Consider the following 11,995-nt stretch of genomic DNA (forward strand, 5'->3'; position numbering starts at 1 on the left):
GGACAACTGACGACCAATTTGAAAGAGGCAGACGCGACCATGAAGCTGATGGCGAACATCCGGCGCGACCTGAAGTTCGCCGCGGGTTTGCGTCGACTGCTTCAACGCATCAAGCCGATCCAGCTGGACAGTCCCGATCTCGTCTGTGACGATTTCGAGGAAGCGGTCGATCGTTTCGGCGACAATATCGCGATCGAGGATGATCACCGCACCCTGACCTATCGGGAGCTGGACGCCCTCGCCAACCGGTTCGGTCACTGGGCCCAGAGCCGACGCCTGCACCGGGGCGATGTCGTCGCCCTGATGATGCTGAACCGCGCCGAATATCTGGCGGCCTGGCTCGGCTTCTCCAAGATCGGCGTGGCCACGGCCCTGATCAACACCAATCTGACCGGCCATGCCCTGGCCCATTGCCTTGAGATTTCCAGGGCGTCCCAGGTCGTCACCGACGATGAGTGCTGGCACCAGGTCGAGGAGGCTCGTCCTTTCGTCAATCGCAACCTGATGCTCTGGGTGATCGACCTGAAGGACGAGGCCGAGGCCGACAACCGGCGCGGCCTCGACAAGCCCCTGCGGGGCGGCTCGTCCGTCCGGCCGAACCGGTCGATCCGCGCCGGCCTGACCAACCGGGACACGGCGCTCTACATCTACACCTCGGGAACCACGGGCCTGCCAAAGGCCGCGCGCATGCCGCACTCCCGCGCCCGCACCTATATGCGCGCCTTTGCCGGGGCCACCGCGGCCACTGCGTCGGATCGTACCTTTAATGTGCTGCCGCTCTATCACTCGACCGGGGGCCTGGTCGGTGTCGGTCCGGCCCTGCTCAACGGCGGTCGACTGATCTTGCGCCGGAAATTCTCGGCCACGACCTTCTGGCCCGACGTGAAGGCGTCCGGTGCCACGATCTTCGTCTACATCGGTGAACTGTGCCGCTATCTGGTCAACTGCCCCGAACATCCGGACGAGCGCGACCACAATCTGCGGCTGGCGTTCGGCAACGGCCTGCGCCCCGACGTCTGGGAAGTCTTCCAGAAGCGGTTCGCCATTCCGGAAATCCTGGAATTCTACGGCTCGACCGAGGGCAACGTCTCCCTGTTCAATTTCGACGGTAAACCCGGTGCCATCGGCCGCGTGCCCGGTTTCGTGAAGAACCGGATCAATATCCGGCTGGTCCGCTTTGACATGGACAGCCAGGAGCCGATGCGAGGGTCCGACGGCTTCTGCCAGCTTACCGGCCCCGGTGAGGCCGGCGAGGCGATCGGCCTGATCGCCAACGACCTTCAACACGACTTCTCGGGCTATGCCGACAAGGCCGCCTCGGAGAAGAAGATCCTGACCGACGTCTTCCAGCGTGGTGACCGCTGGTTCCGGACCGGCGATCTGATGCGTCGCGATTCGGACGGGTACTATTATTTCGTCGACCGGATCGGAGACACCTACCGCTGGAAGGGCGAGAACGTTTCCACGGCCGAGATTGAACAACGCCTGTCCGAGGCCCCCGGTGTGCAGGAGGTCGTCTCCTACGGCGTGCCGGTACCGGGCCAGGACGGCAAGGCCGGCATGGCCGCCCTGATCGTCGAGGGTCGGTTCAGTGCGCGCCCCTTTGCCGACTGGGTCGACACGGAACTGCCCTCGTATGCCCGGCCTGTCTTCGTGCGCCTGCTCAAGAGCGCCGAAACGACCGGGACGTTCAAATATCGCAAGGGCGACCTGGTCGAGGACGGCTACGATCCGTCCAGGGTCGCGGGCCAGCTTTATGTGCGCGGCGGCAAGTCCGGCTACACCAAGCTGACCGCTGAGGGCTATGCCGCGATCCTGCGGGGCGAGACCCGACTCTGATCCACCCGGAATCGCAACCGCCCCTTAAGCATTAACGGTGATTGTGCAGGTCCCTTTCCGACTCAGGACGCCCGGACCGACCCATGTTTCAGATCATCGGCATCGTGATGCTGTTCGGTACCGTGTTCGGCAGCTATGTGCTGGCGGGCGGGAAGTTCGGGGTGATCCTTCATGCCCTGCCCCACGAGATGATGGCGATCGGCGGGGCCGGCATCGCCGCCTTCCTGATTTCCAACAGCGTCCCGACCATCAAGGCGTCCCTCGGCGGTCTCGGCAAGGCGTTCGCGGGACCGAAATGGAAGAAGCAGGACTACAAGGATCTGCTTAGCCTGCTGTTCCAGCTGACAAAGACGATGAAGTCCAAGGGCGTCATCGCCCTCGAAAGCCACATCGAGAAGCCGGCCGAGAGCAATATTTTCCAGAAATATCCGAAGGTGCTGAAGGACCATTTCGCCACGGACTTCATCTGCGACACCCTGCGCATGATGACCATGAACCTCGAGGATCCTCACCAGATCGAGGACGCCATGGAAAAGCAGCTTGAAAAGCATCACCACGAGGCGCTCAACGCGCCTCATGCCTTGCAGGGCTTGGCCGACGCTTTGCCAGCCCTGGGGATCGTCGCCGCCGTGCTGGGCGTCATCAAGACCATGGGCTCGATCACCGAACCGCCCGAGGTCCTGGGCGGGATGATCGGCGGGGCCCTGGTCGGGACCTTCCTCGGTGTATTCCTGGCCTACGGCCTGGTCGGGCCATTCGCAGCGCGTCTGCAATCGATCATCGAGGAAGACGCCAGCTACTACCGGATCATCCGCTCGGTCCTGGTCGCCCACCTGCACGGCAACGCCGCCCAGATCTCGGTCGAGATCGGCCGCGGTGATATTCCGTCCCCTTCCCAGCCCTCCTTCCTCGAGATGGAAGAGACCCTGTCGAACATGCCCGCCGACGGGGCCTGATCCGGGGCCCGTCGGCCCCACCGGTCACGCGCGCCCGTTTCTCGAAAGCCCCCGAAAAGAAGGGGGCTTGCGTGAAGCCTCACAAACGCGTTACCGAATGGCCTGCGGGGATTGCCCCCGTTTGATTCCAACTCAGGGGTAACCTCATGACCATCCGTCAACTGCTGGCCGTTTCGGCTGCCGCCACCTTCGCTCTGACCGTCGCCGCCTGCCAGCCCGCCGCCGAGCCCGCCGCTGAATCGGCCGACACCGCCGCTGCCGCTGCCGACACCGCCGCCGTTGCCGCCGACTCGGCCGCCATGGACGCCGCTGCCGCTTCGGATTCCGCCGCTGCCGCCGTTGAAGCCGCTCCGGCTGAAGCTGCCCCGGCCGAAGCTGCCCCGGCTGAAGCTGCTCACTAAGCATTCAGATCGACTCCGGAGGGCAACCTCCGGACCGGAAAAGGGGTCGCCCATCGGGCGGCCCCTTTTTTCTTGCCCGAAAAGAAGTGATCACGAACGCGTGAGATTTCGCTTGCGAAGCGGCTCACAAACCCGTTATCACCCTCTTGCGGGGATTCATGACCTCGCTTGACCCTTTCCTGAAGGAATTCCACATGACCATCCGTCAACTGCTGGCCGTTTCGGCCGCCGCCGCTTTCGCCCTGACCGTCGCTGCCTGCCAGCCGGCCGCCACCGACAAGGCTGAAGACGCCGCTGCCGACGCTACGGCCGCTGCTGAAACCGCTTCGGACGCCGCCGTCACCGCCGACGTCGCCGCCACCGACGCTGCTGCCGCCGCTGGCGAAGCCGAAGCCGCTGCTGCTCCGGCTGCCGACGCTGCCATGGCTCCGGCTGCCGACGCTGCTGCTCCGGCCGCCCACTAAGCTTTACGCTTAAAGGCAATCATTTCGGGTCTTCGGGCCCGGAACGGGAAAGGGGTCGCCTCGGCGGCCCCTTTTTTCGTGCGCGTAGCCTGCCCCGGGGTGTATGGCGCGGCCATGCCGCATGACGACCCGACCCCGGACCTGTCGCCCCGCCTGATCTGGGCCGAAGACGGCTCCCCCCGATCCGGACGGTTCGACGACGTCTATTTCTCGAAGCAGGATGGTCTCGCCGAAAGCCGGGCCGTCTTCCTGGCGGGCTGCGGCCTGCCGGAGGCCTGGGCCGGACGCAGCCATTTCACGGTCGGCGAGCTGGGCTTCGGCACCGGACTGAATATCGCGGCCCTGCTGGACCTGTGGCAGCGAACCGCCCCGCCAACAGCGCGTCTGCACATCTTCTCTGTCGAGGGTTTTCCCCTGCAGGTCGGGGAAGCCCGGCGCGCCCTGGCGGCCTGGCCGGACCTCGACCATGTCACCACCGCCCTGCTGGACGCCTGGCCGGAGGCCACCCCGGGGTTCCATCGCCTCGACCTGCCCGCGTTTCGCGCCACCCTGGACCTGGCCGTGGGCGAGGTCGGCTGGGCGCTGGACGCCTGGAGTGGCCAGGCCGACGCCTGGTTCCTCGACGGCTTTTCGCCCGCGACCAATCCCGACATGTGGTCGCCCGCCGTGCTCGACGCGATCGCGGCCCGATCGGCACCCGGAGCCCGACTGGCCACCTTCACTGTCGCGGGATCGGTCCGTCGCGGCCTGTCCGAACGCGGGTTTGCGGTCAACAAACGCCCCGGGCACGGTCGCAAGCGCGAACGACTGGAAGCCATCCTGCCTGCCGCCGCATGCCCCACCGCTTCCCTGCCGTCGGTTGGGGTGATCGGGGCGGGGATCGCCGGCGCAGCCCTGGTCCGGGCCCTTGCCGCCCTCGGAGTCGCGGCCACGGTGGTCGAGAGAACAGGTGTCGGAGCCGGCGGATCCGGATTTCCGGCGGCACTGGCGACCCCCCGTCTCGATGCCGGTGATCCCGTCATCGCTGCACTGGGGGCCCAGGCCCTCAGCCGGGCGGATTGCCTCTATTCCGCCATCCCCGGGGCCGTTCTGGCGCGCGGCGTCCTGCAGCTCGAACAGGCCGCGCGTGACAGCCGCCGGTTCGCCCGGGTCGCCGACCAGTCACTATGGCCGATCGGAACCATGACCCCCGTGTCGGCCGAGGCCGCCACAGCCCGACTGGGCGAGGCTGTGGCCACCGGAGGACTGGACATGGCAACCGCCATGGCTGTCGCCCCGGCGCAGATTCTGGCCGCCTGGCTGCCCGAGACCCTCCGGACCGGCACCGCCGTTCAGCGCCTCGAACGGGTGGACGGTGGCTGGGACCTGATCGCAGCGAATGGCCGGACCCTCATGACGGTCGAGCGGGTGATTATCGCGGCGGGCTGGGGGTCAGCAGCCCTTGCGGGGCCCGACGCTCCGGCCCTGGCCCCGGTTCGGGGGCAGGCCAGCTGGGTCGACGGACCCGCCATTCCGCCCGTGGCCTGGGGGGGCTATGCAATCCCGACCGGCAAGGGCGTTCTGTTCGGGGCCACCCATGATCGGGGCGACACGGACACCGGGATTCGCGACGGCGACAACGACCGGAATCTTGCGACCCTCGGCGCGCGTCTTCCCGCACTCGCCGGACAGATTGTCGCCGCCGGCCCGGTCCGGGCGCGCGCTGCGGTGCGGGCCACGACTCCGGACCGACTGCCCCTGGCCGGAGCCCTGCCCGGTGTCGACGGCGTCTATCTGCTGACCGGGCTGGGGTCGCGGGCCTTCAGCCTTGCCCCCTTGCTGGCGGACCATGTCGCATCCCAGGTCCTTGGCCGGCCCTCACCCCTGCCCGCGGCGGCGGCGGCAAGGGTCGACCCCGCACGTCCATTCCGCACGCGCCCCCTTGCGGAACCCGGCGCGAATGCTGTTGTTTGAGTTCCGACCCTCATTGCAAGGAGCGTACATGCGTACCGTCTCGATCCCGATGGCCATGGCCCTCACCCTGACGTCGCTGACCGCCTGCGCGCCGGGCTCACAAGCCTCCGGCCCGACCGAAGCCAGAGCCGCCACCGAACGCCAGTGCTTCTGGGCCTCGTCGCTCAGAAATTTCCGCCAGGGCGATTACGGCCAGCTCTACATCCGCGACCGATCCAATCAGGTGTTCGAGGTCACGACGCTCGACCGCTGTCAGGAGCTTGATCGCGCCAACGCCATAGCCTTCCAGTCCGACTTCAGCAGCGCCGGTCGCCTGTGCGTCGGTGACACTGCCCGCATCACCGTGCGCAGCCTCGGAGGGGATCCGGACGCCTGCCGCGCCCGGATCGAGCGCAGGCTGACGGCGGAAGAGGTCACGGCCCTGCCGGACCGCTATCGCCCCTAGATCCAAGTCGGTTGAGTTGGACGTGGTCCAGACCGGCTCAGGTTTCGCTCCCGTTTGAATCCAGATCTTTTCTGGATTCAGGTCGATTCGATCTGAACCAACAAGGATCTAGGTCTTCTGGGCGTAGCCCAGGCGCTGGTTCAGCCGGTCGATCAGATCGATGGCCGTGTCGGCAATGACCGAACCGGGCGGGTAGACCGCCGCCGCCCCCATGTCGATCAGGGCCTGGACGTCGGACGGGGGGATCACCCCGCCGACCACGATCATGATGTCCGGGCGGCCCAGCCGTTCCAGCTCGACCTTCAGCTCCGGCACGAGCGTCAGATGTCCTGCCGCGAGCGAGGAAGCGCCGACCGCGTGGACGTTGTTGGCGACCGCGTCGCGGGCCGCCTCGGCCGGGGTCTGGAACAGGGACCCGGCCGTCGCGTCCAGTCCCAGATCCCCGTAGCCTGTAGCGATGACCTTCTGACCCCGGTCGTGACCGTCCTGGCCCAGCTTGGCGATCAGGATGCGCGGCGGACCGCCGTCGTTCTCGATAAAGGTGGCGACCATCTCACGAGCCCGGCTGATCTTCGGATCCTTGCCTGCGGCTTTCGCATAGACGCCGGTGACGGTCTGGACCGTGGCGACGTGCCGCCCGAAGGCCGCTTCCAGCGCATCGGAAATCTCGCCGACCGTGGCATGGGCCCGCGCCGCGCGCACGGACAGGTCCAGCAGGTTGGCATCGCCGCGCGCGCCCTCGGTCAGGGTCGTCAGCGCGGCCCGAACCGCCGGTTCGTCGCGTTCGGCGCGCAGCTTCTGCAGCTTCTCGATCTGACGCGCCCGAACCTCGGCATTGTCGACCTTCAGCACCGGGATGTCGTCGGCAACTTCATTCAGATAGCGGTTCACCCCCACCAGCGTCTGCTGGCCGGTGTCGATCCGCGCCTGGGTCCGGGCCGAGGCCTCCTCGATCCGCAGCTTGGGCACCCCGGCCTCGATTGCCCGGGCCATCCCGCCCAGGGCGGCGATCTCCGCGATATGGCTCCGAGCCCGGTCAACCAGGTCCCCGGTCAGCCGCTCGACGTAGAAGCTGCCGCCCCACGGGTCGATGGTCCCGGTCAGACCGGTCTCCATCTGCAGGAACAGTTGGGTGTTGCGGGCGATCCGGGCCGAGAAATCGGTCGGCAGGGCCAGGGCCTCGTCCAGCGAATTGGTGTGCAGGCTCTGGGTCTGCCCCCCGGCCGCAGCCATGGCCTCGACCACGGTTCGCGGCACATTGTTGAACACATCCTGCGCCGCCAGCGACCAGCCCGAGGTCTGACAGTGGGCCCGCAGCGACAGGGATTTGGGGTCTTGCGGCGCGAACTCGGCCTGGACCAGCTCGGCCCACAGCAGGCGGGCGGCCCGCATCTTGGCCACCTCCATAAAATAGTTCATGCCGATGGCCCAGAAGAAGCTGAGGCGCGGCGCGAAAGTGTCGACGTCCATGCCCGAAGCGACCCCGGCGCGAATGTATTCAATGCCGTCGGCCAGGGTGTAGGCCAGCTCCAGATCGGCCGAGGCTCCGGCCTCCTGCATGTGATAGCCGCTGATCGAGATCGAGTTGAACCGGGGTGTCTCGGCGGCGGTCCAGGCGAAGATGTCCGACACGATCCGCATCGAAGGTTCCGGCGGATAGATGTAGGTGTTGCGGACCATGAACTCCTTGAGGATGTCGTTCTGGATCGTCCCGGTCAGGGCACTGTGCGGTACACCCTGTTCCTCGGCGGCCACGACATAGAGAGCCAGGATCGGCAGCACCGCCCCGTTCATCGTCATCGACACGCTCATCGTGTCCAGCGGAATGCCGTCGAACAGGGTGCGCATGTCGAGGATGGAGTCGATCGCCACCCCGGCCATGCCGACATCGCCGGCGACCCGGGGGTGGTCAGAGTCATAGCCCCGGTGCGTGGCCAGATCGAAGGCGATCGACAGACCCTTCTGCCCCCCGGCCAGGTTACGCCGGTAGAAGGCGTTCGAGGCCTCGGCGGTCGAGAAGCCGGCATACTGGCGGATAGTCCAGGGATTGGACGCATACATGGTCGGATAGGGCCCGCGCACGAACGGCGCGAACCCGGGCATCCCCCCGGTGAAGTCCAGTGCCGCGACCGCCTCCGGACCATAGGCCGGGGCCACCACGATGCCTTCGGGGGTTTCCCAGTCCGGCCGGGTCGGCGCATTGCCGGCGGTGCCGGGATCCAGCGCGATACGGGTGAAGTCGGGAAAGCCGCTCATCGGGCCGCCTCCTGGGTCGCGATCTCAAAAGGCGCGGCGAACCGCACCGGGGTCAGTGGCTGACAGACGTCACCGCCGCCGGACACAGCCGCCGCCGTCTCGGCCTCGACCGGGGCCGCCCGCGTGTCGGCATTGACGAATTTGGTCACACCGATCAGCTGGGTCCGCCCCTCGGCCAGATCGGCCTCGCGCAGGGCACGGGCCGCCGCGACCCGGGCCTGAATGGTTCCGGCCTTCAGCGCCGCGATCACCCCGCCCTCACCCTCGATGCGCTGGAACTCGGCCCAGCCGGCCTCAGCGAGGTCACGCGTACGCGCGTCAAGGAACCATGAGCCGGACGCCGGATCGTCGACCCGGCCCAGATTGGCCTCCTCCATCAGCACCAGCTGGGTATTGCGGGCCAGGCGCCGGGCGAAGGCGTCCGGGCGTCCGGCGGCACGGCTGAACCCGTCCAGCACCACGGCGTCGGCCCCGCCGACCGCCCCGGCGAACCCGGCTGCGGTCAGCCGCAGCAGATTGGGCCAGGGATCGCGCGCCGACAGCATCCGCCGCGACGAGCGCGCCTCAATAGTCGCCGGAACGTCCAGTCCCAGGGCCTTGACCAGCGAACGCCAGATCAACCGGAGGGCCCGCACCCGGGACAGGGCATCAAAACATTCGGCATCGACCGACACGCACAGAACCGTCCCGCGCGCCGCCTGCTCGAGGCCGAGCCCGGCCGCGACTCCCGCCTTGAGGCAGACCAGGGCCGAGGCCGCGGCAAAGCCCAACTCCTGTCCGGCCGACCCGCCGGCCTCGTGCACGACCCGACCGCTGGCCAGGAAGAAGCTGGCCTCGGGATAGGCCCCCGCATGCCGCGCCGCCGTATTGGCGGCCAGGGTCAGATGATCCTTGATCGGCCGCGGTGCCAGGCCCGTCGCGGCAAAGGCTGACAGCGGATCCATGTGAAAGCGCAGCATCGCTCGCGGCGAGCCCTTGGCCACCACGGCCAGGGCATCGGCGGCGGCCGGTCCGTCCAGACCCGCGTCCAGCCCGACCGCCGCCAGCTCCAGCGCCACACCGTCAAGGGCCCGGGCCAGGGGCTCACTGTCGGACAGGATGGTACCGCTCAGGATCAGGGATGCCGCCCCGCCCTCGAGGTCGGCCAGGGCCGCCACATTCACAGCCTCGGCATCGTCGCCCTCGATCAGGGTGCGCAGGTCCCAGGCGCGTCCGTCGGCGTCCGAGGCGCGCGGCGCGAACACCGGCGCGACCGCATCATCAGCCGTATACAGAGGGGCCACACCCAGGCCGTCGGCGTCAGTTCGCGTCAGCCCTGCGACGTCAGCCCCCTTCAGGGCCTTGGTCGCCTGCGCCACCCATTGGTCGCGGGTCGGCCGTGCGAACAGTTCGGACATGGAAACTCCAGCGAAAAACCTGCGCCTCTATGGCGCGACCACCCGCCGCCCGTCCAGCCCGGGGCCCGTCCCTGCCCGCACGCCAACAGGCCCCGCCGCTCGCGCGACAGGGCCTGTTGACCGGTTACCGGCTCGGCTAGGGTCGGTCCCGGTGGTTATTGCGGGCCCGTCGATCCCGAGGCATTGGCGTCACCACTGGCGGACACCGAAACGCCCTGACGGCCGGCCGAGGTCGACCCCGATGTCGAGGCTCCGCCCCGGGCCGAGCCGTTGCCCGTATCCGATCCGCCCCGCGAAATCAGGCCACCGTCGGCGGCGGCACCGGATTCCGTACCCGTCTTGCCCGAGCCCGCCCCCGAACCCTCGGCTGCGCCCGACAGATCGGTCGACCGGGCACGATTGAGCGCACCGCCCACGGTGTCACGGCCGCGATCGGCACCGGCCACAGCCGCAGCCTCCCCACGGGCGGCGGTCGCCGTCGCGGTGTCACGAGCTTCACCCCGGGCCCCGGCAGCAGCCGTTTGGGCTCGCGTGGCCGCTGAAGCGGCGCGCGCCCGGGTCCGTTCGGCACGGGACGCAGCGCGGGCTTCGGCGCGGGTACGGGCCTGTTCCGCCAGGCTGGTAGTGTCGGACAGGCGGTCACCGGCAATGCCACGATCGAACGTACCGCCGAGGCCGGCACCGCCAGCACCACCGGCCTGTCCGGTCAGGCTGCCCAGGCCGCCGCCGCCACTTCCGGTGATTCCGCCCGTCACGCCGCCGACAATCTGGGCCTGGGCCCCACCGGCCATAACCAGGGCAAACGTCGCACTCGCCGTCAGCAAAAGGATCTTACGCATGGTGTATTCTCCTGAAATCCATTGAGGCCCGAAACTGCCCTCACTGAACCGAACGACCGGCCATGCGGATTTCATCCGTCGTGCGAAAACCTTTCAGCGGGTCAATCGACCGCGCGCCCCGACGGCCCGGGGAGCAACCCTGAGGCCGGCCCCGACCAGGCCCCGGCCATAGACAGGATCGTCACCGGCAGCGCCCATGTCCTGCGCATCCTGCGCCAGCGCCGACAACGCTTGCGCCCCGGCATCGCCCGTCATCCGCTCGGCCAGCAGTCCGGCGACGATCGGGGCGGCGAAAGAGGCCCCTCGGACCGTGGCATAACCCCCGTCCATCGACGCCGCCGCCATATCCGCCCCGGGGGCGGCGAAATCCACCTGCGCGCCTCGACCGGCTTCCGGCAGCACGCGATTGCGCCCGCTCACCGCGGTTACGCCGATCACACCGGGATAGGCCGCCGGAAAAAGCGGCGGCGCGGCCGGGCCGTCGTTACCGACCGCGGCGACTAGCAGATAGCCACGCCCAACCAGCCTCCGGACTGCTACCTCGACCAGAGGATTGCGCGGTCCGACCAGGCTGATGTTGATCACCCTGACGTCGTGGCTCGCCATCCAGCCCAGGGCGCGGGCCAGCGCCTCGGCCGACCCGCCGGTGACTGACCCGCCATAGACATCCGCCGCATAAAGGTCCGCCCCGGGTGCCGCCCCCGCGAAATCCGGAGCGCGCCCGGCCAGCAGTGAGGCAACTGCTGTGCCGTGGGCCGCCGGCAGGACGGGGCCGGCGAATCCCTGCTGGGTCAGGGCGACCGACACCAGACTGGGATGACGTCCCTCCACACCGGTATCGATCAATCCGAGCCGTCGTCCAGACGACGGCATCGGAGCTGGCCCGGCTGTCGACCCGGCGAGCGGGACCATCGATCCGGCCGGACCGTGGATGTGATTGAAGGTGTAGGAGCCCTGGGGGTTTATCGCCGAAAGGCGGCTGACCCCCTCACCCAGGGCCATTCCCTGCGGCGGGGCCAGGACCACCACCGTCAGATCGAGCCCCTCCATCCGCGTCTCGCGCAGGACGGAAAATCCGGCCGCCCCGGCCCGGTCCAGTGCGATCGGGTCAGGGTCGACAGCGAGGATTTCGCCACGCACGATCGGCCAGCCGTCGGGATCGGCTTCCAGCCGGCCGCGCGACTGACCGACCAGGCGGCGCAGGCTTGACGGAACCGGCTCAACCATCGCCCTCAACTGCCGTTCCAACGGGTCCGTGCGCCCGGTCACCTGACCGGGTAGGTCGCCGAGACGCCCCGTCGGCATCACCCCGCCGGGCAGTGATGGCAGGCCAATCTGGGCCAGGGCCGGCGCGCCGCCACCGATCAGCACCAGACCGATCGCCAGCATGAGAGTCCGGATCATTCTCGCCTCCAGTCCACCGGCGTCCTCAGAAAATTCTTGGT

Annotated in this window: 10 protein-coding genes; 6 read left to right on the forward strand and 4 right to left on the reverse strand. The window is 68.3% G+C overall.

Annotation, left to right across the window (positions count from 1 at the left end):
• Positions 1–39: 39 nt before the first annotated feature.
• The 6 genes from PSV00_RS14800 to PSV00_RS14825 all read left to right on the forward strand — a co-directional run bounded on the left by PSV00_RS14800 (position 40) and on the right by PSV00_RS14825 (position 6,058).
• A complete protein-coding gene (locus PSV00_RS14800; RefSeq protein ID WP_300448748.1) occupies positions 40–1,839 on the forward strand; it encodes a long-chain-acyl-CoA synthetase in 1,800 nt (599 codons plus the stop codon).
• Between the two features lie 83 nt (positions 1,840–1,922).
• Complete coding sequence (gene motA / locus PSV00_RS14805) at positions 1,923–2,795, forward strand: flagellar motor stator protein MotA (RefSeq protein ID WP_300448750.1); 873 nt, start codon at positions 1,923–1,925, stop codon at positions 2,793–2,795.
• Between the two features lie 146 nt (positions 2,796–2,941).
• Positions 2,942–3,196, forward strand: coding sequence for a hypothetical protein (locus PSV00_RS14810; RefSeq protein WP_300448753.1), 255 nt, complete (start codon positions 2,942–2,944; stop codon positions 3,194–3,196).
• Positions 3,197–3,390: 194 nt separating this feature from the next.
• A complete protein-coding gene (locus PSV00_RS14815; RefSeq protein ID WP_300448756.1) occupies positions 3,391–3,660 on the forward strand; it encodes a hypothetical protein in 270 nt (89 codons plus the stop codon).
• A 114-nt stretch (positions 3,661–3,774) separates the two neighbouring features.
• Positions 3,775–5,613 carry a tRNA (5-methylaminomethyl-2-thiouridine)(34)-methyltransferase MnmD gene (gene mnmD, locus PSV00_RS14820; RefSeq protein ID WP_300448758.1) on the forward strand — a complete coding sequence of 613 codons (1,839 nt, stop codon included), beginning with the start codon at positions 3,775–3,777 and terminating at the stop codon, positions 5,611–5,613.
• Between the two features lie 28 nt (positions 5,614–5,641).
• Positions 5,642–6,058, forward strand: coding sequence for a DUF6491 family protein (locus PSV00_RS14825; RefSeq protein WP_300448760.1), 417 nt, complete (start codon positions 5,642–5,644; stop codon positions 6,056–6,058).
• A gap of 108 nt (positions 6,059–6,166) precedes the next feature.
• Here the strand turns inward: PSV00_RS14825 and scpA are convergent, their stop codons facing one another.
• From scpA to PSV00_RS14845, 4 genes are all read right to left on the reverse strand, one after another.
• Entirely contained in the window at positions 6,167–8,314 is a 2,148-nt protein-coding gene (scpA, locus tag PSV00_RS14830) for a methylmalonyl-CoA mutase (RefSeq protein WP_300448762.1), read from the reverse strand.
• Positions 8,311–9,711 carry a methylmalonyl-CoA mutase family protein gene (locus tag PSV00_RS14835; RefSeq protein ID WP_300448764.1) on the reverse strand — a complete coding sequence of 467 codons (1,401 nt, stop codon included), beginning with the start codon at positions 9,709–9,711 and terminating at the stop codon, positions 8,311–8,313. Before PSV00_RS14835 ends, scpA begins: the two co-directional genes overlap by 4 nt.
• Before the next feature lie 155 nt (positions 9,712–9,866).
• Positions 9,867–10,550, reverse strand: coding sequence for a hypothetical protein (locus PSV00_RS14840; protein ID WP_300448767.1), 684 nt, complete (start codon positions 10,548–10,550; stop codon positions 9,867–9,869).
• Positions 10,551–10,643: 93 nt separating this feature from the next.
• The gene (locus PSV00_RS14845; RefSeq protein ID WP_300448769.1) at positions 10,644–11,954 is read right to left on the reverse strand and encodes a S8 family serine peptidase; all 1,311 of its coding nucleotides are present in this window, start codon (positions 11,952–11,954) and stop codon (positions 10,644–10,646) included.
• Between the last annotated feature and the right edge of the window lie 41 nt (positions 11,955–11,995).

It is taken from the genome of Brevundimonas sp. (genome assembly GCF_029945885.1).
In the GTDB taxonomy this organism is placed as follows: domain Bacteria; phylum Pseudomonadota; class Alphaproteobacteria; order Caulobacterales; family Caulobacteraceae; genus Brevundimonas.

Coding starts and splice junctions, on each gene's coding strand:
- motA (WP_300448750.1), top strand. CDS start 1,923: ATGTTTCAGATCATCGGCATCGTGATGCTGTTCGGTACCGTGTTCGGC.
- PSV00_RS14800 (WP_300448748.1), top strand. CDS start 40: ATGAAGCTGATGGCGAACATCCGGCGCGACCTGAAGTTCGCCGCGGGT.
- PSV00_RS14810 (WP_300448753.1), top strand. CDS start 2,942: ATGACCATCCGTCAACTGCTGGCCGTTTCGGCTGCCGCCACCTTCGCT.
- PSV00_RS14815 (WP_300448756.1), top strand. CDS start 3,391: ATGACCATCCGTCAACTGCTGGCCGTTTCGGCCGCCGCCGCTTTCGCC.
- scpA (WP_300448762.1), bottom strand. CDS start 8,314: ATGAGCGGCTTTCCCGACTTCACCCGTATCGCGCTGGATCCCGGCACC.
- mnmD (WP_300448758.1), top strand. CDS start 3,775: ATGCCGCATGACGACCCGACCCCGGACCTGTCGCCCCGCCTGATCTGG.
- PSV00_RS14835 (WP_300448764.1), bottom strand. CDS start 9,711: ATGTCCGAACTGTTCGCACGGCCGACCCGCGACCAATGGGTGGCGCAG.
- PSV00_RS14840 (WP_300448767.1), bottom strand. CDS start 10,550: ATGCGTAAGATCCTTTTGCTGACGGCGAGTGCGACGTTTGCCCTGGTT.
- PSV00_RS14845 (WP_300448769.1), bottom strand. CDS start 11,954: ATGATCCGGACTCTCATGCTGGCGATCGGTCTGGTGCTGATCGGTGGC.
- PSV00_RS14825 (WP_300448760.1), top strand. CDS start 5,642: ATGCGTACCGTCTCGATCCCGATGGCCATGGCCCTCACCCTGACGTCG.